Annotated in this window: 21 protein-coding genes; 7 read left to right on the top strand and 14 right to left on the bottom strand. The window is 65.6% G+C overall.

All coding sequences use genetic code 11. The annotated features are described in order from the left end of the window. Window positions 1-32: 32 nt before the first annotated feature. The 6 genes from ASE78_RS10885 to ASE78_RS10860 all read right to left on the bottom strand — a co-directional run bounded on the left by ASE78_RS10885 (window position 33) and on the right by ASE78_RS10860 (window position 4,907). The gene (locus ASE78_RS10885; protein WP_056496937.1) at window positions 33-368 is read right to left on the bottom strand and encodes a hypothetical protein; all 336 of its coding nucleotides are present in this window, start codon (window positions 366-368) and stop codon (window positions 33-35) included. Between the two features lie 269 nt (window positions 369-637). Next, on the bottom strand, window positions 638-1,702 hold the full coding sequence (locus ASE78_RS10880; protein ID WP_056496933.1) for a copper resistance protein B: 1,065 nt from the start codon (window positions 1,700-1,702) through the stop codon (window positions 638-640). After that, complete coding sequence (locus ASE78_RS10875; protein WP_056497284.1) at window positions 1,699-3,558, bottom strand: copper resistance system multicopper oxidase; 1,860 nt, start codon at window positions 3,556-3,558, stop codon at window positions 1,699-1,701. The genes ASE78_RS10880 and ASE78_RS10875 overlap by 4 nt, the downstream gene beginning before the upstream one ends. 82 nt (window positions 3,559-3,640) lie before the next feature. Then, on the bottom strand, window positions 3,641-4,207 hold the full coding sequence (locus ASE78_RS10870) for an RNA polymerase sigma factor (RefSeq protein WP_056496929.1): 567 nt from the start codon (window positions 4,205-4,207) through the stop codon (window positions 3,641-3,643). Continuing rightward, entirely contained in the window at window positions 4,204-4,644 is a 441-nt protein-coding gene (locus ASE78_RS10865) for a periplasmic heavy metal sensor (RefSeq protein ID WP_056496925.1), read from the bottom strand. Before ASE78_RS10865 ends, ASE78_RS10870 begins: the two co-directional genes overlap by 4 nt. Continuing rightward, a complete protein-coding gene (locus ASE78_RS10860) occupies window positions 4,641-4,907 on the bottom strand; it encodes a hypothetical protein (RefSeq protein WP_055755569.1) in 267 nt (88 codons plus the stop codon). The genes ASE78_RS10865 and ASE78_RS10860 overlap by 4 nt, the downstream gene beginning before the upstream one ends. Window positions 4,908-5,074: 167 nt before the next feature. Here ASE78_RS10860 and copC point away from each other — a divergent pair, with 167 nt between their 5' ends. Next, the gene (copC, locus tag ASE78_RS10855; protein WP_056496922.1) at window positions 5,075-5,446 is read left to right on the top strand and encodes a copper homeostasis periplasmic binding protein CopC; all 372 of its coding nucleotides are present in this window, start codon (window positions 5,075-5,077) and stop codon (window positions 5,444-5,446) included. Beyond that, entirely contained in the window at window positions 5,446-6,309 is an 864-nt protein-coding gene (gene copD / locus ASE78_RS10850; RefSeq protein WP_056496919.1) for a copper homeostasis membrane protein CopD, read from the top strand. Before copC ends, copD begins: the two co-directional genes overlap by 1 nt. Window positions 6,310-6,326: 17 nt before the next feature. Here the strand turns inward: copD and ASE78_RS10845 are convergent, their stop codons facing one another. Together ASE78_RS10845 and ASE78_RS10840 are read right to left on the bottom strand one after the other, a co-directional pair. Then, window positions 6,327-6,665: a hypothetical protein gene (locus ASE78_RS10845; RefSeq protein ID WP_055755572.1), complete on the bottom strand. Its 339-nt coding sequence runs from the start codon at window positions 6,663-6,665 to the stop codon at window positions 6,327-6,329. 49 nt (window positions 6,666-6,714) lie between these two features. Then, window positions 6,715-7,077, bottom strand: coding sequence for a hypothetical protein (locus tag ASE78_RS10840; protein WP_056496916.1), 363 nt, complete (start codon window positions 7,075-7,077; stop codon window positions 6,715-6,717). A 113-nt stretch (window positions 7,078-7,190) separates the two neighbouring features. Here ASE78_RS10840 and ASE78_RS10835 point away from each other — a divergent pair, with 113 nt between their 5' ends. The 5 genes from ASE78_RS10835 (at window position 7,191) to ASE78_RS18730 (ending at window position 11,297) form a co-directional block, all read left to right on the top strand. Continuing rightward, window positions 7,191-7,745 carry a TspO/MBR family protein gene (locus ASE78_RS10835; RefSeq protein ID WP_082467157.1) on the top strand — a complete coding sequence of 185 codons (555 nt, stop codon included), beginning with the start codon at window positions 7,191-7,193 and terminating at the stop codon, window positions 7,743-7,745. After that, on the top strand, window positions 7,742-8,101 hold the full coding sequence (locus ASE78_RS10830; RefSeq protein ID WP_056496913.1) for a thiol-disulfide oxidoreductase DCC family protein: 360 nt from the start codon (window positions 7,742-7,744) through the stop codon (window positions 8,099-8,101). The genes ASE78_RS10835 and ASE78_RS10830 overlap by 4 nt, the downstream gene beginning before the upstream one ends. Beyond that, window positions 8,098-8,592 carry a DUF427 domain-containing protein gene (locus ASE78_RS10825; protein WP_056496911.1) on the top strand — a complete coding sequence of 165 codons (495 nt, stop codon included), beginning with the start codon at window positions 8,098-8,100 and terminating at the stop codon, window positions 8,590-8,592. The genes ASE78_RS10830 and ASE78_RS10825 overlap by 4 nt, the downstream gene beginning before the upstream one ends. A 2-nt stretch (window positions 8,593-8,594) precedes the next feature. Continuing rightward, window positions 8,595-10,058, top strand: coding sequence for a deoxyribodipyrimidine photo-lyase (locus ASE78_RS10820; RefSeq protein WP_235515019.1), 1,464 nt, complete (start codon window positions 8,595-8,597; stop codon window positions 10,056-10,058). Between the two features lie 591 nt (window positions 10,059-10,649). Further along, on the top strand, window positions 10,650-11,297 hold the full coding sequence (locus ASE78_RS18730) for a hypothetical protein (protein WP_156351468.1): 648 nt from the start codon (window positions 10,650-10,652) through the stop codon (window positions 11,295-11,297). On the opposite strand, the gene ASE78_RS18355 is transcribed toward ASE78_RS18730, so the two are convergent. The 6 genes from ASE78_RS18355 to ASE78_RS10800 all read right to left on the bottom strand — a co-directional run bounded on the left by ASE78_RS18355 (window position 11,267) and on the right by ASE78_RS10800 (window position 21,982). Then, window positions 11,267-11,926 carry a hypothetical protein gene (locus ASE78_RS18355; protein ID WP_200911041.1) on the bottom strand — a complete coding sequence of 220 codons (660 nt, stop codon included), beginning with the start codon at window positions 11,924-11,926 and terminating at the stop codon, window positions 11,267-11,269. The two genes, ASE78_RS18730 and ASE78_RS18355, sit on opposite strands and share 31 nt — an antisense overlap. Window positions 11,927-12,974: 1,048 nt before the next feature. After that, on the bottom strand, window positions 12,975-13,226 hold the full coding sequence (locus ASE78_RS18725; protein WP_156351467.1) for a hypothetical protein: 252 nt from the start codon (window positions 13,224-13,226) through the stop codon (window positions 12,975-12,977). Window positions 13,227-13,288: 62 nt separating this feature from the next. After that, entirely contained in the window at window positions 13,289-14,440 is a 1,152-nt protein-coding gene (locus ASE78_RS10815; RefSeq protein ID WP_235515017.1) for a hypothetical protein, read from the bottom strand. 92 nt (window positions 14,441-14,532) lie between these two features. Next, on the bottom strand, window positions 14,533-20,493 hold the full coding sequence (locus ASE78_RS10810; RefSeq protein ID WP_156351465.1) for a thermonuclease family protein: 5,961 nt from the start codon (window positions 20,491-20,493) through the stop codon (window positions 14,533-14,535). Next, the gene (locus ASE78_RS18720; protein ID WP_156351464.1) at window positions 20,490-21,701 is read right to left on the bottom strand and encodes a hypothetical protein; all 1,212 of its coding nucleotides are present in this window, start codon (window positions 21,699-21,701) and stop codon (window positions 20,490-20,492) included. The genes ASE78_RS10810 and ASE78_RS18720 overlap by 4 nt, the downstream gene beginning before the upstream one ends. Then, on the bottom strand, window positions 21,698-21,982 hold the full coding sequence (locus ASE78_RS10800) for a hypothetical protein (protein WP_056496896.1): 285 nt from the start codon (window positions 21,980-21,982) through the stop codon (window positions 21,698-21,700). Before ASE78_RS10800 ends, ASE78_RS18720 begins: the two co-directional genes overlap by 4 nt. Between the last annotated feature and the right edge of the window lie 118 nt (window positions 21,983-22,100).

Raw genomic sequence — 22,100 nt, 5'->3', positions numbered from 1 at the left:
CGGAGGCGTGTTCAAGGAACACGCGCGGACGTTCAGGCGCGCGGGGGACGAATCGGCGAAAGGGGGGCGAGGCCGGGCGGCAGCGTCGCGATCACACGCAGCCACGGCTGGCGCGGTTCGGCGACCAGCGGCAGGGCGAGGGTGGCGCGGGGCACCGCCATGCCGTGCCCGATCGCATGGGCGGCGACATGGACCATCGTCGCGGCGTCATCGGCGGGCGGCGTGCCGCGCTCCAGCGCCACAGTGGCGACCGGGCGGTCGTCGTGGAGGTCGGCCGCGTGCCAGGTCGCGACCGACACGATCGCGCACAGCGCCAGCAACGCCGGCACGGCGGCAAACAGCCAGGAGCGGAGCAGCGCGAGCGTCACGATACGCAGCTTTATAGCGCGCGGGGCCGGGCGGCAAATCAATATCCCGTGCTCCGGCCGATCCCGGCGTCCTTGCCGCCCGGTGCGATGAACGGCGCGGTCGTCGGGGCAGCATGGCGTCGCAATGTCGTCCCCCTTGTCGTTCGCCCAGAGCATAGCGGACGAGTAGCGGGGGAATTGCCAAACTTGGCGGACCGGACACCGTCGCTATGCGCTATCGCCGTCCGGTGCGGCAGGATGTGCCGTACGATGCTGCCCCGCTATAAGGGTCAGAACCATGCGCGGACCCCGGCGACGACCGCCACCCCCCCGCTGTCGCCTCCGGCTTCGCGCGCGAAACGACGGGTGTCGCCGAAGCGGCGTTCCCACTGAATGCCGACATAGGGAGCGAATTCGCGCGCGATTTCGTAACGCAGGCGTAGACCCAGCTCGGCCCCGGTCAGCCCCGTGCCGGTGCCGGTCGCGCGGATGTCCTGCGCCGACAGGTTCAGTTCGACGCGCGGCTGGAGGATCAGCCGCTGGGTCAGCCGCTGGTCGTAATAGCCCTCGATCCGGGCCAGCAACTCGCCGCGCGTCGAGAGAAAGGCGGCGGCGTCGATCTCGAACCAATAGGGCGCGAGTCCCTCGATCCCCACCACCCCGAAGGTGCGGGTCGGGGTCGGGCGGATGTCGTGGCGGATGCCGGCCTGCAGGTTGAAATACGGACCGATCGCCCGTGAATACAGTGCCTGCACCTCGGCCGTTTCGACCCGGTCGTCGCCCTCGCCCTCGGACTTGACGACCAGTCGGTGGAGATCGCCGCCCCACCAGCCTTCGCCCTCCCAGCGATAGCCGCCACCGGAGCGAACTTCGGCCAAGTCGACCAGCAATTGCGTGAACCGTTGTCCGCCGCCCTCGTCCACCATCATCCGGTCGCGCGCGCGCGCCATCGCGGCCGTCCCCCAGAGCGCATCGGCGGCGTGCGGCATCGGCACGGGCGGAGCGGGCGCATCGCCGGGCGGCAGATCGGTGCCGGTCGCGACCGCTGGCGTCGCGGGCATGGCATGCCCGGCGTGCGGATCGGCGGCCGGCATGTCGGGCATGTCGGACATATCGTGACCGGCATGCGGATCGGCCGCCTGCGCGGGCGGCATGACATGACCCGCATGGGGGTCGGTGCCCGCCGCGGCGGGTTCGGCCGGACGGGCCTGCGCGGCGGGTTTTGTCCGCACCTTCGCCTTGGCCGGCGGGGCGGCGGGCATCGTCATGCCGGGCATGGTGTGGCCGCTGTGGTCCTGCGCGGCGGCGGGCAGGGCGAAGACGCTGGCCAGCAGCGCGGCGATCGTGCCGTTCATGCCGCCGCTCCCGCCGGACGGACGGTGACGACCCGCATCATCCCCGCCAGCATGTGATAGAGCATATGGCAATGGAACGCCCAGTCGCCGGGCGCATCGGCGGTCAGATCGAAGCTGACGATGCCACCGGGCTGCACCAGCACGGTATGCTTGCGCGGGGCATGATCGCCCTGACCGGTCACAAGGTCGAAGAAATGGCCGTGCAGGTGGATCGGGTGGCCCATCATCGTGTCGTTGACCAGCTTTACCCGCACCCGCTCGCCCAGCGTGAAGGCGAAGGGTTCGTGGGTGTCGACCATGCGCTTGCCGTCGAACCCCCACATGAACCGCTCCATATTGCCGGTCAGGTGGATTTCCAGTTCGCGTCCCGGGGCACGCACGTCGGGGTTCGGTTCCAGCGCGCGGAGCAGGCGATAGGTCAGCACGCGATGGCCGACATCGCCAAGCCCCTGTCCCGGATAGCCGGTCCGGTCGACCGGCATCGGCGACAGCGTCTGCACGCCCGGCGTCTTCGCGACCTGTGGCGCCACGTCGAAGTCGCGCATCTTCATCGCGCCATGATCCATCCCGGCCATCGGGTCCGACGGGTCGGCGGCGGCATGCCCCATCGCCGCATGGTCCATTCCGGCCTTGCCCGTGGCAGCCGGCGCGGTCGCAGCAGCCGTCGCGCTCGCCGCGCCCGGCGTCGCCAGCCGCCGCGATGCGTTTTGTTCGGCGCTCGGGTCGGGCGGGCCAGTGGGGGCTTCTTCCATCGCCATGCCGCCCATTCCCATGTCGGTCATGTTGGCCAGCGGGCGCGGTCGCAGCGGCGGCACCGGCGCGGTCATGCCGATACGCGGCGCCAGCGTCGCGCGCGCCATGCCCGACCGGTCGATGCTCTCGGCCACCAGCGTATAGGCGCGGGCTTCGGCGGGCGTGACGACCGCGTCATAGGTTTCGGCCACGCCGATCTGAAATTCGTCGACCTCGACCGGCTCGACGTTCAGCCCGTCGGCCTGCACGATCGTCAGCGGCAGTCCGGGAATGCGCACGTTGAAGGTCGTCATCGCCGATGCATTGACGATCCGCAGCCGCACCCGCTCCCCTGCCACGAACAGCCCGGTCCAGTTGTCGCGTGGCCCCCGCCCGTTCACCAGATAAGTATAGGTCGCTCCGGTCGCGTCGGCGATGTCGGCCGGGTCCATCCGCATCGCGCCCCAGGCGCGGCGGTCCTTGGCGCGCTGGTCGGCGCCGCTCAACAGCCCGCCCAGCGTCTGCCGCTGGAAGTTGTAATAGCCCGGTTGCAGCTTCATCCGGCGAAAGATCGTGGCGGCATCCGACCGGCTATGGTCGGACAGCACGATCACATGCTCGCGGTCATAGGCGACGGGATCGCGGTCGGCGGGGTCGATGACGATCGGGCCGTACAGCCCTTCCTGTTCCTGCCCACCCGAATGGCTGTGATACCAATAGCTGCCGTTCTGGCGCACCGGAAAGTCATAGTCGAAATGACCGCCCGGCGCGATGCCGGGAAACGAGATGCCGGGCACGCCGTCATGCTGGAACGGCACGAGCAACCCGTGCCAATGGACCGAACTGTCGACGTCGAGCGTGTTGACCACGCGGATGCGCGCGCGCTGCCCTTCGCGCAGGCGGACGAGCGGGGCGGGCGACGTGCCGTTGATGCCGACGCCGCGTGTCGTCACCCCGTCGACCGTGCGGGTCAGCCGCGCGATGCGCAGTTCGATCGATTCGCCCGATACGGTCGGGAGCAGGCCGGCCCCTTGCGCCCATGCCGGGGTCCAGCGTTCCAGCGCCAGCGCGCCGCCCGCCATCGTGGCGCCGCGCAGCAGCGTGCGCCGGTCGATCGTCGTCATGCCCATATCCTTTTGCCAACGCGACCCGCGCCGTCCGTCCCTGTGATACGCAGCCGCTGGACGCATCCCTCATCCCGGCCCGTCATTCGGGCAGCATCTCGCCCAATCGCAGCCGCGCGCGACGCAGCCGGGTTTCGACCGCCTTGGCACTGACGCCGAGGATCGTCGCCGCCTCGCCATGGCTCGCCCCCTCGATCGCACACAGCACCAGCGGTTCGCGCAGCGTGGCGGGCAGATCGGCGATCGCCGCGCGCAGCCGGGTCAGCCGGTCACGGTCCGCCGCGGCGACATCCTGCCCCGGCGCACCGTCGCCGAGCGTGTCGGCGACCTCCTCGATCGGGCGGGCGCGCCACAGCCAGCGGCGCACCGTCCGCCGCCGGCTCCAGTCGCGGCACTTGTTGAGCGCGATCGTCGCCAGCCACCCCGCCATCGGCCGGGCCGGATCGTAGCGGCCGAGCGCGCGATGCGCCGACAGGAACGTCTCCTGCACCAGATCGAGCGCCTCGTCCGCGTCGGCGACGTTGTTCAGGATCAGTCGATAGACCCGCGCGCGGTGCCGGGCGAACAGCGCGGCGAACGCCACCTCGTGCCCGCTGCGCGCCAGTACCGCCAGATCGGCGTCCGACACCGCCGCCAGCGCATCGCTCACCGCTGGCCGGCGGTCAGCGCCCGCGCCACGGCGCGGTCGAACACCGGGGCCTGATCGGGGCGCAGCAGCGCGCGCATCGCAAAGACATGCGCCAGCGTTTCCTTTTGCAGCGTGCCCATCGTGTGGTGGCAGGCATCGACCGCCGCCGTCACGCGCGGCCCCGCCGCATGTTCGGCGGCCATCGCCGTGGCGAGGCGTGCGTTGTCGGCGCGCATCCGTGCCTCCAGCGCCGCGCGCCGTATGGCGAAGCGTGCCTCCAGCGTGTCGATCGCGCCACGCTGCGCCGGGGTCAGCGTCAGTCCGTCGTGCAGCAGCGCGTGCAGTTCGCCACCGTCGTGATGCGGCGGCGTGGTCAGCTTCCGCCCGGCGACCACGCCGGCGAGCGCCGCGACGAAGGCGACCAGCGCGACCAGCAGCGTCCAGCGCGTGCGGCTCATCGCCCGGCCAGCAAGGTGGAGGGGGCCAGCGCCATGTCGATGCCCAGCGGTGCCGCCGCCGCCGGGCTGCCCGTCGGCCCCGCCGCGCCCAGCCCAAGAAGGACCGCGCCGACCGCCGCGCCGCACGCCATCGATAATCCCGTTCCCCGCGCCGCGCGATCGGCCGCGACCCGCGACAACAGCACCCCCTCCAGCCGCGCCAGCGCGGGCGGTTCGTCGGTGTCGCCCAGCAGGGCCAGCGATCGGTCGAGGTCGGTCGGCATCGGGCATCTCTACATCGGTAACGGGCCTATCCAATACGCACGCCCCGCCGCTTTCCCTCAAGCCCGAAAATCATTTCGTCCGGGCGAGGGACGGTGTCGCCCGCTGCGTATCGCTTGGCATGGGGCCGGACAGTCCGGTCCTGCTTCCTGTCTGACGAAGGATCGCAATGCGCCATCTGATCGCTCTTGCCGTGCCCGCCCTGCTCGCTGCCGCACCGGCGTTGGCCCATCCGAAGCTGCTTGCCGCCACCCCTGCCGCCGAGGCGACGGTGCCCGCGACCAAGGTGGTGCAGCTTGGATTTTCCGAACCGCTCGTCGCCGCCTTTTCCGGCATCACGATCGAGATGACCGACATGCCCGGCATGAAGATGAAATCGCCGATGCGGATGCCGCTGCAGACCAGCGTCGCCGCCGATGGCAAGACGCTGGTGGCGACGCTGGCCCGGCCGCTGCCGCGCGGCAGCTACCGGCTCGACTGGCATGTCGTGTCGGGCGATACCCACCGTGTCAACGGCAGCTACGCCTTCAAGGTCAAGTGATGGACCTGCCCGGCATCGCGCTGCGCTTCGCACTGTTCGTCGACCTGCTGCTGCTGGTCGGGATCGCGGGCTATGCCGGGTGGCGCCATCCTGTCGCGCGGCTGCCGTGGATCGTCGCGATGCTGGCGATCGTCGGCATGCTGCTGTCGGCCGCCGGACTGGTCGTGCTGGCGGCGGGCATGGCGGGCACCGCAATCGGCGACGTCGACCGCACGACGCTGGAGATGGTGGTGACGGCGACGGCGGTCGGCCGGTCATGGGTCGTGCGGATCGTCGCGCTGTGCGTGGCGGTGGCGCTCGCTGCCCGTCCGCGCCTTGCCGCGCTTGCCGGCGCGGTGGCGCTCGCGACGCTGGCGTGGAGCGGGCATGGCGCGATGGATGAGGGGGTGATCGGCCGGGTGCATCTCGTCGCCGATATTGTCCACCTGCTCGCCGCCGCATTGTGGATCGGCGTGCTGGCGCTACTGTGCGCGCTGCTCGTCCGCGTGCCCGACCCGTCGCGCCTCGCCCGCACCCACCGGCTGGCGTCGGGGTTCGCGGGGCTGGGCACGGTGCTGGTCGTGGCGATCGTCGCGAGCGGGATCGTCAACGCCTGGCTGCTCGTCGGCGGCTTTGGCGGACTGACCGGTACGCTTTATGGCCGGTTGCTGCTCGTCAAGCTGATGCTGTTCGCCGCGATGTTGTGCCTCGCCGCCCTTAACCGGTTCCGGCTGACCCCGGCGCTCGCCCTGCCGACCGGTGATCCGGCATCGGCGTGGCGCGGGTTGCGGGCGAGCGTCGCGGTGGAAACCGGCTGCGGTATCGCCATCCTCGCGCTGGTCGCGTGGCTCGGCACGCTCGCGCCGCCGGTTGCCGGGCTGTAGCCCGCGCGCCCTGGCTGCTATTTCCGCTTCTTCGCCGTGGTCGCGGTGAAGTCGGGATCCTTGTTGGCGACCCAGTCGACGAACTTGCGCACGTCGGGATGCGCCAGCAGCATCGCGACATCGGTGCCGTGGCGTTGCAATTCCGAATTGGTGAAATTGGCCATCAGCGTCTGCTGGCAGATCGGGTGCATCGGCACGACGTCGCGCCCGCCCCGGCTCTTGGGCACGGGATGGTGCCAGACGATTGTCTTGCCGGTCGGCCGGCCGCACAGCCAGCACGCGACCGGGGGCGGCGCCTCGTCCTCGTTCTCCGCTTCTGCTGGATAGGGACCATGTTTGGGGTGTTTGCGGGCCATGCCTTGAAATTATCCACCTGAAGTCGTGCCGTACCGCGGTCGGTCCGCGTCAGCCCTGATAGCGCAATGTGTTCGCGAACCCGTCGTTCGCCTTGGTCATCTTCGCGATCTTGCGCAGGGTCGCGCGCACGTTCCGGTCGAACCGGCGATCGTCGTAGATGCCGGTGGTGCGATATTCCTCCTGCGCGAGCAGCGCCTTCACCTGCGCGGCGAACGCCGTCCGGTCATCGGCATGGTCTCTGGTCCGCAGCGCCCGACAGGCCCATTCCTCGCCCGCCGCCTTGTCATAGTCGTCCTGCGCCGTATAGCCGCGCCGGTCCGCCGCCGCCTGATCGAGCCGGGCGGCATCGATCCGCCGGTCGAGCCAGGTGCGGACGAGATCGGCATCCCATGGTTTCGACGTGTCGTTCATCCGCTTTCCTACTCTGACAGCCGGCCTCTTACCCGAAAGGCGCTGGTGGGACAGCCTGTCGAGGCGCCCGAATGTCGTTTCGATCGTTGTGCGACGCAAAGGAGATCGTTGCCATGTCCCGACATCCCGACGCGACCGTCATTCAAGGCGCTGCCGCTCTGTCGAAGGGCGGGCTGTCGCCGCTGCTGGCGCTGGGCGCGGTCGGCCTCGTGCTGGGGGCGAGTGCGGTCGTCGGGCGGCGGAATGCCCCCGATCCGTCGCATCCCCGCATCCGCCGCTGGTATCGCCGGCTCGACAAGCCCGGTTTCACCCCGCCCGACGCGGTGTTCGGGGCGGTGTGGCCGGTACTCGAAACCGGCCTTGCCGTCGGCGGCTACCGGTTGCTGCGCGAGCCGTCGAGCGCGGCGCGCAACACCGCCGTCGCCCTGTGGCTGCTGAACACCGCGATGGTCGGCGGCTGGACACAGTTGTTCTTTCGCGAGAAGCGGCTGGGAGCGAGTGCGGCGACGTCGGGGGCGATCGTCGCCTCCGGAGCCGCCTATGTCGCCGCCGCGGCGCGGGTCGACCGGCCGGCGGCGGCGACCGGCGTGCCATTCGTCGCATGGCTCGGCTTCGCGACGCTATTGGCGACGCGGATCTGGGGTGATAATCCGGGGGAGAGGCGATGAGCCGCGTCACCGTGTGGCACGACGGCAATTGCCCGCTGTGCCGGCGCGAGATCGCGCTGATGCGGCGGCTCGACCGGCGCGGGCGGATCGAGTTCGTCGATGCGACCGGCCCGGCGGACTGCCCGGTCGACCGTGCCGAGCTGCTTGCCCGGTTCCATGCGCGCGAGGATGGGCGGATGCTTTCCGGCGCGGCGGCGTTCGCGGCGATGTGGCGCGCGATCCCGCTGCTGCGGCCGTTGGGGCTGCTGGCGCGCTATCGGCCGGTTCTGGCCGCGCTGGAATATGGCTATCGCCGGTTCCTGATCGTGCGCCCGCGCCTGCAACGCTGGCTCGGGCGACGGGAGGCAAGCGTATGAGGCCGCGTCCTGATGCGCCCGCGCCGGGACAGGAGAGCGTCTGGGACTATCCGCGTCCCGCGATCGCGCAAGCCAGCGACCGGCATGTCCGCATCGTCCATGCCGGTATCGTCGTCGCCGATACCGTCGCGGCCGTCCGCACGCTGGAAACGAGCCATCCGCCGAGCTGGTACATCCCGCCCGACGCGATCGCGCCGGGCCTGCTCCGCCCGTCGACGCGAAGGTCGTTCTGCGAATGGAAGGGGGAGGCGCGCTACTGGCATGTCGAGGTCGGCGGGCAGCGGTTCAACGACGTGGCGTGGAGCTATCCGAACCCGACGCCCGCCTTTGCCATGCTGCGCGATCATGTCGCTTTCTATGCCGCGCCGTTCGATGCCTGCACCATCAATGGCGAGCGGGTGCGGCCGCAGCCCGGCGGCTTTTATGGCGGCTGGATCACCGACGACCTCGCCGGACCATTCAAGGGCATTCCCGGCAGCATGGGATGGTGAGCGTGCCGTTACTGCCCGGGCTTGCCGACTGGCGTGAGGCACCGCGTGTCCGCGTGGCCAACGACCGGCCGATCGCCGGCGACGCGCGCTATGTCCTGTGCTGGCTGCAACAGGCGTTGCGCGCCACCGACAATCCGGTGATCGATGCCGCCATCCGGCTGGGCAATGCGCTGGGGCTGCCGGTGCTGGTCTATCATGGGGTGCGCGAGGATTATCCCTATGCGTCGGACCGGCTGCATCATTTCATTCTGGGGGCGAGCCGCGATCTTGCCGCCGGATGCGCGGCGCGCGGGATCGCCTGCGTCCGCCATGTCGATCGCGCCGGGCACCGCGAGAAGGGGCTGGTGTACCGGCTTGCCGCCGATGCCGCCGCGCTGGTGATGGAGGATCAGCCGACCTTCGTCGCGCGCTGGCAGGGCGAGCGGGTCGCCGCGCGGGTTGGAATCGCGGTCCATGCGGTCAACGCCGCCTGTCTGGTGCCGCCGGCGGTGCTGGGCGACGGCATCGGCGGCCGTTCGGGCTTTCTGCGGCGTTACGAACCTGAACGGGCGGCATGGCTGGAGGCGGTGGACGAGCCGGCCGAGGTCGCGCCCTATGCCGGAGCGCTGCCGTTCGTGCCGGATGTGCTGGACGACGATCTCGACATGCTGATCGCCGGGCTGGACATCGACCACAGCCTGCCCGCCAGCGCTGCGTTTCCCGCAGGTCGGGCGGCGGCCGGGGACCGGCTGCAGCGGCTGATCGGCAAGGTACTGCCGGGCTATGCCGTGACCCGCAACGACGCGACCCGGCGCGAGGGGGCGAGCGGCCTGTCGCCCTATCTCCACTTCGGGGTGCTGGGACCGCGCGAGGTGATGCGCGCGGTCGATGCGGCGGCGGCGGGGGCGAAGCACAAGACCAAGTTCGCCGACGAACTGCTCGGATGGCGCGAGTGGTTCCACTATCAGGCGCGTGGCCTTGCGGCGCCCGAGTGCTACGACCGGGTCGCCGGCTGGGCGCGGGCGACGCTGGCCGAGCATGAAGGCGATCCCCGGCCCGAGATCGAAACCCTTGCGGCGATGCTACGCGGAGAGACGCGCGACGAGACGTGGAACGCCTGCCAGCGGCAGTTCCTGCGGTTTGGATGGATGCACAACAACCTGCGGATGTACTGGGCCAAGCGGATCATCGCGATGACCCCCGACCCCGCAACCGCATGGGCGACGGCGTGCTACCTCAACGACCGGCTGAGCCTCGATGGGCGCGATCCGTCGACCTATGGCAATATCGCCGCGATGTTCGGCGGCGCACCGGGCGACACCGAGCGGCCGATCTATGGTCGGGTGGCGACGCGCGGCGACGGATCAACGCGCCGGCGCGATGGCGGGGACGCATGGATCGCCGCCGCCGCCGCGCGACCGGTGCCGCCGGTATCCGTGCCAACGGAACTGCCGGCTGACCGGTATCTCAGGCGCGAATATACCTGAAATACCAGATTTTAGGTATCGTTCGAGCTGTGAAGGCTGAAAATGCTGGGGTTTTGGCTGATGGGATAGGGCGGTTTTTAATGCTGGCAATCACCGGGTAAGCACGACATGCGGTTTCGGTCCCGAACGCAGAGGCGGCTTGCGCTCGAAAAACGGAATGGCCGCTAAGGTAACGCTGTGCGCTGTAGACAAACCTGGGAACATTACTGCATCAACGAAAAAAAATGAGGCGACCTGCTCCATGCGGACTTTTGGCCCGTTCAATCGTCGAGAACTGAGAACGCAGACAAGGGAGGACGCTCTAAAGCAGGTTGCGTCCGGTGAGATATGGGGCAGCACGCCCAAAAACGGTGGGATGTGCCCAACCGTTCAGGCGTACCCCGGCCATCTAGCGGATGGGCGTCGCGGAATCGAGTTCAGCACCGACGTCGAAAATGCAAAAGGATCGAGCCCGATCGAGGCCCGTTGGTATCTGGGGCACACCCCGGGGGTCGAAGAGCGTAAGGACGAACATGGCAATCAATACGCCTGCATTTCGGCAGAAGTTGTGAACTTGCAGCCATGACGGCAACGCCACCATCGGTTCGCAGGTTGTCCCAGCCGGCGCTTGCCGACGTAACCCCGCAGGCTATTTTTTGGCGAGACATCGGAAGTTTTGCGCTACGACCTGATGCTGCCGAAGACGATTTAGATACATATCTTGTAGCATCGTTCATAATCGGCAACGCCGTGACGTTCGATATTCGCCATTACGACGGTCACCCGAAAGCAACGGCAACAGTGTATCTGCCGTCAGCTACTTCAGAGCCGGTTGAAATAGAGGAAGCCCTTCGGCAAGTCATTGAAGGCTTAAGGGTGCCGGAAAGCGGTATCGCTTGGCGACGAGGGCAAAACTACGAGTTTGGCTATTTACCACGAAACAGCAACGACCGGTTGCGTGAGGCCGAAGCGCGCGTTCTAGCGCTGAAGATCGCAGCAGAATGTGATAACTATGTTGCGACTACCGAATATATAAAGAGGAGAGTCCCGGAACTTGTGCCCCTGACTGCTAAGGATTTGGAGCAATCCGCGAGTCGCCCTCGCGAAAAGCTATGGCAGCAGATCGTTGGTAACGTCATATCACATAAGCCGGGCAATCGTAGCATTTTCACGCAAGGGCTGGCGGAACGTACGGTTAATGGGCTGAAAGTCACCGAGCAGGGTATTAATTACTTAAATAGCATCGGGTTTTTATCGTGATCGGTCGCTGATGACTTATAGCCTAGCGGGAGCCATCTCAGTTGGGTAGGTCCGACATGGGCCTTGTCCCAAACGAACCACGCATATGCGGTAGTCCCAGACCCTTTCTGTACCGCACCAGCAGGGTAAAATGTGATCCGCTCACTAAAAACCCAAACACGAGCTGGTGGATTCTCTGAAAAAATAGTCCTTTGTCGGTTCGCGCCCTCAAGAAAAGCCAGACGCAAGAGTAGCGCAAATTTCTTTGTTGCTAAGCGGTGCGCTACGGTCACAAATCCTTCTGCAGAATTGTATGGCGGGTTCGTGACAATATTTTCTGCGCTACGCTGAGACGAAAGAAAGTCGACACCGACCTCTCCGAAGCCTCTGTCGTAGAGATCGGAGGCAAATACCGGATTGCCTGCTTCGGCAAGGATCTCGGCCATTGCACCATCGCCGCACGCCGGCTCCCAAATTTCTCCCTCGAACGGCTCGTTGTCGACTAGCGCTCGCGTGGCCCAGCCTGGAGTCGGATAAAAATCGGGACCTGCCAGATCGGCAAACCGCTTCAGGGTTGGCTTTAATCCGCCATTTAGATTGTAAGTTGCGTCCATCGAGAGGACATAGCCGGTCAGCGACTCGCCACGCAAGAAGCCCCTTCACTTTCCATCGCTGCGCCAACGCCAGCGCTCGTTGACTATCAAAGTCGTTAGCATCGTAGCGCGCCGGATCGAACGGTACGCTCCCAAGTGATCACTAATAAGACGAGCAGCGCCGCCTAATGAGGTCTGGTTAAGGATTTGCAGCTAGCCATGCCTGCCCGTGCGGCGTGATGCGGTAACCGACGTCTGGCACATGCTCTAGCCGGCCGTCGAAGATCGCGTTCCCGGATGTGGTCGAATGCGATTTTATATTGCGGAATATCTGGTGCCACATTGGTTCACCTACTCTGACCAACGAGGGCGACAAATCTGCTGCATCAAGAGTTACCATTCCAGGAACGCGCGCTCGTAGATCATCATAGGATACAATCCCACCAGTCTGACCCACCGCAATAACCATCGCAAGCTTCGCCATCTCTTCTTCAGTAACTGGCATCCGAATCTCCTCTAATTCGGCGAGAATGAGAGGAATGGTTCGTTGAGTCGAGTCCAGTTGTGTTAGTTTTGGACATTGTTGAAATAGCTAAAGCACAAACATGGCCTCGACGATCGGCTGCATCAGCACCTCACGCGGCACCGGCACGCTAACTGATGTGTAGCCAGCGTTGCCGGCGCGGCGCTGACCGTACAGTGCGATCCACTGCCGGCCGTGTGGCCGCCAAGCGCGCTGTAGCGGGGGGGGACGGAAAGCAGAACGTAGGTAGCGGCGGGGCAAAAACATTATTCTTCGGTTCGAAGCAGGTCGAGCCGACATTCTACCATGCCGTATAAAGCTGAGGCTTTTATGCCCGCTCAGGGTGTCGGGGTAGCCACCCTTGGGCATTACGAGCGGGAATATTTAGCCCGTTCTCTTCAAGATGAGCAAGAAGCCGAGGCTCTACGAAAGGTCCCCAGCCGTCCCGATTAGCGCTATAGCAGGTTTCACAAACGCTGATGTCGTAAGCGTTGATGTAAGTGCCTGCATATCGATGCGGTCCAAACTGGAACGAGCTGCCGCAGCTAAAGCATCTTTCCATGTGTACCTGCATACCTATCTCTACCCCGCTGTTGATCCGCCCGTCCTGAGCTTCGTTTCAAGCACCTGCGCAAAGTGCCGAACCTTATCTTCGGACGTTCCATGGCGGACGAACACTACGTCTTGGATGTTGCCCCATTGGTCCATGTCGCCACAGCCGATCTTGTGGTCATAATCCTGTAACTCGCATCGCGCGGTCGGCACGATCGCTGACACCATTTCCTGAACACGGGCTACGGCTGCTGCCGGGTCATTAGGGAGGGAATCGCTCATCTAGCCATAATGCGTCCGAACCTTCTTTTCGCCAAGGGAGAATGTCTATTGTGGACGCGCACTCAGTCCACCACTGGAGGCTTCAGGTGCTTCCATATCTGCCCAGACTTCACCGGGTCGATACGATCGGCTTCAGCCTCAGCCCATGCTCGCCAGACGCCGAACGCTTCCGCTGGCAGATCCACGGACCCGGCCTGCACCGCAACGGCTACTGCTGCGATCAAGCGGCGTAGGTCGTCCGCTTCCGCAATCAGGCGGCCGCTTTCGCGCAGTGCGTCCAACCGATCTGCACTGGCCTTCTCGATCGCCGCAATCCGGCGCTTCTCCGCTTCGACCCGCTCGCGTTCTCGCTTCTTCTCAGCCTCTATAAACGCTCGTTCGCGTTGCTCAGCGAGTTCCCGCATTTGCATTCTAAAGATGCGCTCACCTTCAACGATGAGGCCTGCGCTAATTGCGGCGATTTTGGTTTCGAGCGTGCCGCTCGCATCGTCCGTCCAGCGTTCCTCCCCAGCAGTTAGCGTCAGCACGCAATTGGCTGAGCGCTTCGGATCGGGCTTGGGCGCGCTGTACCGGCTGTAGTCTTTGGCCTTCCGCCCCTCGAACAACATGATCGGCACATACGTGTCGCCGATCGTAACGTGTATATCCGTGTGGTACTCGTCCGAGCGCAGCGTCCCCCGATGCCCACGCTTCTGTAGCGTTCGAAAGATTGCGTTCAGGATCCGAAGTCGCCTTCGTTCGAATGGGCTTTCAAACTGAACCTTCGGAACGTGCCAGTCCTTGTTGATAGCTCGTTGGCGTTCGTATTCGTCGCGTTCCAACGCGGCTTTCACTGATGAGTGCAAATCAGCCAGTTTTGCAGCGGAGACGGCCCGCCCGATCGCTGCCAGTTCCTTTTGCCGAAGGCCCTCTAGGTCTTCGGGTACGTTAGGCGACGCGAATGGTCCTTGTGCCGATGGTTCGGGTGCTATCGGCAGGAGTTTGCTTAGCCGGCCATCTAGCAACAGGGCAGGGTGCTGGCCCGGCAGGCGAGGGGGTGCCTTCGGTGGCTTCTCAACCGGCCTGCCCGCCAGCACACGGTTCCAATGCCCTTGAGGCGGGCAAACGACACCTAGGCCGGTCAGCAGCTTCTTTAACCCAACGTCTGATACGCCGACGCTCACGGCCAGCTCGCGCATGGGCGCCGACCACGCGAACGCGATCAGGTCGTCCATCATCACCCGCTGATTCGACATCCAGTACATGCGGGGCAGGGTGGCATAGCGTTTTGACGAACGGTAGTGGCCCTAACTGAACAGTGACACCGTCATCTCTGCGCTCTTCCGTTCAATGTGTTCGGCACTTCAGTATCAGCGAATTGCTTCCATGGACCGATCGCAGTTCCGGGCGCGACGAATTGAAACTCCCCTAAAATTGATTCTTTCGCTTCCTTGCGGGCGTCACGAAGGACGTCGCGAACCGAGTCCTTCTGCTCGTCCTGATCCATCATCAGCCAGTCGCCCGTTTGCGTCAGATCATCGAGCGCCGGCTTTGCCAGACGGCCCGCCACCTCTTGCAGCGCATCGTACTGGCCGGGCGTCCATTCCACCCGCTTGCCTTCCGAAGTGTACGAACGCTGGGGCGGACTGATCGAAACCCCAGCCGACAATAGCGCATCGATGGTCGGATCATTGCGACCGGTAGACGTCCACAGCGGCGATACAATGTCCGGGCCAAGGGCGTTTTGGATGCGCATCGGTTCCCCAAAGACGTTGCGACGCGGATAGAGACGCGACGACATGCCGGGGATGCGCGACCGGATACGATCAATAGGGCTGCGGGCTTCACGCAAAATGGGATCGTTCATCTTCGCGACCTGCGCCACGACCGACGGGACGGCTACGGCGCCAGCCATGCGCGCGAGGAACGGCTCTAGGTAGCGATCAGGATCGTTAACTGCCTCAAGCCCCGAACTCAGACCCGACAGCCACGTCTTGTTCGATAGGTTGTTCACGATCGCCGCGACCATGAGCATCGAACTTTTCTCTTTTTCCTTGTCCGTCAGGTCGGCTTGCAAATCTACCATGTCGGCAACCGTCCCGATTGTCGTCGAGAACGGGTCGAACCGCTGATAGCTATAGTAATTGTCGCCAACCTTTAGCGAATACGGTTGCCAGCCATTGGCCTGCATCAACCTGCGCGCGTCAGCATCGGCGGGACCGCTCCCGGTAATGTGGCCAGCCGCCGCCATTTCGTACATCATTGCGCCAAGGCCGGTTCCAAGAGCCATTCGCGTGATAGCCATGTCACGACGCGCACCGCCTGCGGCGAACTCCTTGCGCCACGACTTCATGACCGGCGCGATAGGCGATCGTTCAGCAGCGAACTTCAACAGATTTACCGGCGTGCGAACAAACGGGATCAGCAGTTTAAATTCAGGCCGGTGCTGCAATCCAGCCGACAGCCCAGCCGCCATGCTCCCATGATCTAGCGGCGTCTGGAACGTCAGGTATCGCGCATACTCGAATGATTTGCGCAGCATGTCGTCGGTTGGGTTCAGGACCAGATCGGCGGCGCGCTCGCGTGCTTCTGCGCCGGTAAGGCCCTCCTTTGCCGCCTGCCGGATCGCCAGCCCGTTCAACTCCATCCTGCGGGCGATGCCCTTGAACAACTCATCCTCTGCCGTCAGGAAGCGCGAAGGCGTGCGAATTACCGAACCGATAGGGCCGGGGATTGCCTGCATTTGCTGGGTTTCAATCTTGGTGATCGCGTCCGACGACTCACCGGTCAGCAAGGACCGCGCCGCGGCCTTCACACCTTCACGCGCTCCGGCGATCATCCCTGCGGCACGCGCTCCAAACTCGGAGAACAGCACCCGGTCCGTTTCGTCCTGTCCCGGCAACGCTTTGCGGACGGCACCGACACCGGCCGCTACCAAGTGTTCCGGCAACTGCGCCAACGACGTGAGGGTGTTCGACAGGATGTTGACCGCGTGCGTCTGTGGCCCGCTCAACAAGCTGTTGATATACAGCTCTGTCGCCATGTCCTTCCACTTAGGTAGCAGCGACTTCAACGCGAACTGATTGATGCCAGCCGGCGACGTGCCAACCTGTTCCAGATCAATGATCCGCTCGGCAACGTCCTTGATCCGGGTCGAGCCGCCGAGAATATCGCCGATCGAGGAAAGCGCCTGCTCGGCATCGCGGCTGTCCGCCGTCATGCGGAACTGTTGCAGCAGCCGGCCGGCCTCCGCTGTCATGCCTGCCACCTGTTCCTGAATGGCAGCATGACGCAACCATGCCTCGCGGAACGCGGCTTCCGCTTCATCGCCGGGGTTCCGAGTGCGCGCAATCCGCTTCGCCATGTTGACGAGATCGGCTGCCGACCGGGCGAGAAGCTGGCGAGCGGCCAACGCTTCCTCTGCGTTGAACGCCTGCCCCTTGCGACGCTGCAACAGGTCGTCGGCAGTCATGCCTAGATCCTCTGCGAGCGCCTTGGTTTCGGCCTGTGTGATGCGCCCGCGCTTCGCTGCGTCGAACCCACCGGTGGCCTGTTCGGTCCGCACCAGCGCTTGCTTGATAGCCTGCGGGCTGTCGAGGCGATCCAGCCGGATATTGCCCGCAAGGTTCGGCGCGTTCTCGCCCCATTCCTCATAGGCCCGTACAGGCGGCGTCATGGCGTCCAAATCGTCGGGGCCGACCGGCTGGCCGCGATCGAGCGTCAGCGGCGCGCCATCGGCCTGCGCGGCCTCCACATCGAGGCGTTGCGCCCGTGCCGCATCGAAGGCGTCCACTTCGGCGAGGTCGTCGGGGTGGAACGATCGGTTCCAGCCGCGATGCGTGTTCGTCAGCGCGTCCAGAAACTCGGCCGGCGTCGGTGGCTCGGCATGATCGGGGAAATAGCCAGCTTCCCATGCCCGTTGCGCGGCCGTATCGAGCGGCAGACCGTCATCGGCCACCAGCTTGCCGAAGCGCTGTTCGCCACTGGCGAAGTCCATACCGTTGCGCGGCGCGTTCGTGATGCCGGCATAGGTCAGTTCGCCGCCATCCTCACGGACACCGCCTTGCGTGCGCAGCCACGTCACCAGATCGAGCGGGCCACGCTTTGGGATCGTCCGCGTTGCATCGGTTGGCGACGGCACGTTGCGTCGCTCAAGCGCGGCAGCTTCGTTCGGCGCGCGCACAGTCTGATAGCGCCCGGCTTCGATACCCGCCGCCTCGTCAATATCGCGGACCGTGTTCGCCGGCAGCGGCAACACGTCACCCGAATTGAGCCGGGCAGCAGCAGCAATGCGCTCCCCATCCGGTGCATCGGCAAGCAACTGGCGCGGCTGGCGCAGTTCAATGCGATCGGGCACGCGCGGGCCATCCAGCGTCGGGCGCGGCGTTTCGTTCGCCATGCCCGCCACGTCATCGGCGACCGGCGCAAAGTCGTTCCATGGCCCGGACGCACCGTGCCGCTCATCATAGGCCCGCAGTATATCGTCCCATTCGGCGCGCGCCGCAGCGGAAGGGGCCGGCTTAGGTTGCTCGTCAATGATGTTCAGCCCTTCACGCCGGGCACGGGCAACAAGCTCATTCAGCGCACGAGCCTGTTGGGGCGTTTCGTTGGCAGAACGGGTAACGGCAATCTCGCCCCGGTAGCGGGTCAACTCGGCAAAGCCGGCGGCCTCGTCCGGTCCTGTCGCATAGCCGAAGTCATAGTGCCCAACCTCATCGGCGTGGCCCATCTGCGAACCGTTCGTGCGGAACATGTGCAACTTGCCGTCCGGCCCAATGACAGCGGACCCCAGCCCGCCCGGAGGTTGGGCCACATAGTCCTTGACGGTAGATGGAGCTGCGTATGTCTCGACATACTGCGCGCCGGTCAACGCGCCGGGGCGGCCGGTTGGCGAAGACGGCGACGTGCTAGCGGGTGACGGGTTCGCATCCGGGCGGCGATAGATCATGCTCCCGTCGTCCAGATCGGTGCGCTGCCAGCCCTTCGCCTCCAGATCGCGCGCCATCATGTCGAACAACGAACGGTCCCGCTCGGGCATGGCGTCCAGCGCGCCGGGCTTCACCCGGAACCCGCGCAACGCCGACTGCAACGTGTCCTGCGTCACGCCGTTGGTCGAATACTCACCAGCACCATTGCGCCATGCGAGCGCGCCACCCGGCTTGTCGAACTGCGGGCGACCGACGAACGGGGCCGCGTCGTACTCGAACAGGATGCCCTTGTTCGCGCCCTGTCCGGTCGCCATTGCCGGATTGTCAGCGAACATGAGCGCATCCGTGCCGCCCTCATTGCGCCACCGGGGAGCGTATTGCGACGGGATGGTTGCCCGCCCGAAGCCGTCCGTATCGAAGCCCATTTCCCGCCAGATGATCGGCGTATGATCCGACAGCGGGCCACGGAACGTCTCGGCTGGCATCTCACGCGGCTGCACCGGGAACGCTGTCGGATCGGCGAGAGGGTCAGCGGTGCGCGTCGAGGCAGCAGGCGCAGGCGTGAAGTCCTGCCACGGACCAGCGGTGTCGCCATCGCGTCCGGCCTTCGGGACAATCTCAAGCCGTGCGTTGTCGCCACGCGCTGGCGAGAGGATCGACATGGCCCCCCAGCGCTGCCCTGCATCATCCACCAGCCCCGGCGAGGTGATAGGGATAGCCTTGCCGCCAACGTGCAGAACTACGTCGTCGCCCCGTGACAGCGCATCGTCGGCAGACTGGCGCAAGACTTCACCAGCACGCGCCATGTCGACGCCAGCCCCGTTGTCTGCCGCCGCCCGCAGTGCTGCGGTATCGATCGTCGTACCCGTGACAGGCGATGCGACGTTCGTATCCGCAGCGGCGGCAGGCGAAACCGCCTCTACCGGATCAGCTTCACGCGACACGACAGACGCGGTGTCCGATCCTTCACCAGCGACAGCAGCGCGGCCAGCACGGGCACCACGGACAAGACCGCCAACGCGCTGTGCCAGACCAGCCGTACCGAAGCCTAGCGCTGCGCCGATAGGAGCGCCGATCGCCGCACCCTTGGCGCGCTCAGCCCATCCGCCCTCAGCACCGCCGGCACCGATCACGGCCCCCTCAGCGCCACCAGCAGCGGCCAGCCGACGACGAACCGCAGCTTCCGCAGCTTCAACCGCTGCCATGCGCGTGCCGCCAGCCCGCAAGACAGAGCGCGCCGCGTTCAGCCCGACGCCCTCAAGCGATACCGTGGGGATCGCCAGACCGCTCGCAAGCTGTCCGCCAAACCGTGCGTAGGGGTGTTCGGCGTCGTCGTTGGCGAGGATAGAGCGGTTCTGGTCGAGGTTGTTGGCCCAAATGTCCGCCCACCGACGATCGCTGTTCGACAGGTTCTCACGGCCTTCCGTGCCACCGAGCGAGTCCACGACCGCGCCCAGCTCGTCCAGCACGTTGAGCGGATCGCCGACGCCGCGCATGGTTGCGCCGAACGTGCCGTCGCCCGGATCGGTCAGCACGCGGGGCGCGCGCTTGTATTCCACCTGCCCCGACGACTTAATGCCCTTGGCGCGGTTGGCGACGAAGCGCTCCGCGTCCTTCCGATCAACCTTGAACCCGTTGGCGGCACCGTATCCGACAATATCGTCAACCGTGCTGTTCGGGTTCTCCGTTACGGCGAGATAGCCCGCCTCAATGTCCCTCCGCAGCCCTTGGAACGGCGTGGGATCGTCCGCGAACACCGCCGCCGCGCCGGCCGTGTCGCTCCATTCAGGAGCAGCCCAAGGGCCATCACCTTTCGGCCGGGCGGCCGGCGGTGTTTCGGTAGCGCCGCGCCGATATGCTTCCGGCGACACATAGCTATCGCCGTGGACACCAAGCCGATTGAGCCGGGCCAGCCGCTCGGCCTCCATGTACGACCCCAGCCGGGCGGGATCGTCACGCAGATAATCCGGCGCGGCCAAACCGACACCTTGCCGCAGCAGCAAAGCGCCGACGTCAGCGCCGCCGCTGCTTTCCAGCACGCCGACAGGCCGGCCGTAAGACTGCCCGCCTGACGGTTGAAACGAGCCGCCATCAAGATACGGCAACAACGCATCCCGCGCCTGTTCGCCGATCGATACGACGCCGCCCAGCGCATCCCGCGCCGTCTGCCTGCGCTCGAACGCATCATAGCCCAGCATCCGGGCGTTCACGTCAGTGTTGAGCCGGAGCGTATCGCCATCGTATGCCGAACCGGTAGGCGCGCCACTTCCCGACCGGCTGGCGGCGTCCGGCTTGCGCGCCCTTCGCTGTCGACGCGGCGCGGCCTTGGTCGGCGCGAAGTCGTCCCACGGCCCGCTCAACGCACCTTCTCCCAACTAGTCTGCACGGACGGGTTGCCGCCCTTGAAGCGGTAGCCTTGCCTAATCTCGCCAACCTTCGGGGCGGCGGCAGCGCCACCGGAACCAGTCCGACCACGACGCCCGCCAGTTTCGCGAACACGCTTGTCCGTCATGTCCTGCCCGCGCCGCGCCGTTGTGGCGGAAATGTCCTGACCCCGACGCCGATCGCCAGACGACATATCCTGTCCGCGACGCCGATCCGACGAAGCTACGCCGATGCCGTACCGCCCCCGCGCGTCCGTCATGTCTTGCCCACGCGAAACCAGCGCCCGTCGCCCGTTTCGATCTTCAATCATGGAGTCGGTGTTGCGATCGGCCCGGCTGTTGGCGAGGCTGTCCTTTACCCCTATCGACAGGCGAATAAGGCCGTCAAGCGAAGCGTCGCCATCGTCAAACCCATCAATCTCTGCGTCGGTGATACCGTACAGCCGCAGGTAATCGCGCTGCGCATCAATGAAGGCTGGCCGCTCCTGTGCCGGCAATTCACGCGCGCGGGTGGCGACTGCGCCGATAGCCCCAAAATACTGATCGAGTTCAGCGTAATGCGCCTTATCAATGTTGGCAATTTGGCTGGAAAGCCGGTCCGCCATTTCCGGGCTTTCAAACGCCACGTCAGCCAGCGAGTAACGTTCTTCCGGGGGGATCGTACCAACCCGCTTCCGGCCAGTAACGACAATCTCGCCACCCTCATCTACCGCACTGGCAGGAGGTTGCGGCTGAGCAGGCGAGAGAGCGTCCTGCGTTGGCGGCATTGCGAGAGCGTCGGCAAGACGGCCCATGCTCATTTCGAGACTAGGTCGCTGCACACCACCGCCTAGAACCGTCGATGGGTTTCCGCCAACCACACCGCCGCCGAACCGCCCGCTGCCACGCTGTTGCCAGCGGGCGTCATGCTGTCGCAGATACCCGGCGTAGGCTGCTCGCCCTCGCCCTTCACGGGCAAAGTCGCTGCGATCCCGCTCATGCCGCGAAAGCTGAACAAACGCCTGCGGATCGACCGCAGCGAGTCCGGCCAGCGCGTCCGCCGACGGGTTCGCCGCATATGTCGAAAGGACGTTATCGCGCGCGGCGATGCGCCCTCGCTCCTGTCCGCTCGCAAACGCCTGTTGGAATGTCGCGCCGGCGTCCGGCATCCGGCTAAGGATCGACCAGTCAATTTGCGCCATCATGCGTTCTCCCAACGGTGTAGTTGCTGCTTGGCGTGCGCTACCGCTGCATCGAGAATGCCATGCGCTTGGCACGTCTCTGTCAGTTGATGGGACAAGATCGGCACCGCCTCCGCGCCTTCGACAGCATCGCAACCAGCGGCAACCAGCGCTTCAATGTGGGCTAGCGCCATGCCGAAGAACCGGGCGGCTGATCCCAACTCACCGATGCCAATCTGATGCGCGCCGAGGTGCGCCGCAGACGTCGCTATCCCGCAGTCGTTGACGATGCGATCGGCCGTCATTGGGCGGCTGGCCCATGCACGGGCCGCGGCGCGCTTGTCGGTTTCAGATGGCTCGTTTCGTGTGGTTCCGGGTTTCGGAACGCCGAGGAAGGCAAGGACCGCCCCCCAATCGCAGGGA

The organism is Sphingomonas sp. Leaf25 (assembly GCF_001421635.1).
In the GTDB taxonomy this organism is placed as follows: domain Bacteria; phylum Pseudomonadota; class Alphaproteobacteria; order Sphingomonadales; family Sphingomonadaceae; genus Sphingomonas.
Note: the sequence above shows the minus strand (reverse complement) of the source record. Positions and strands in the feature narration are given on the sequence as shown.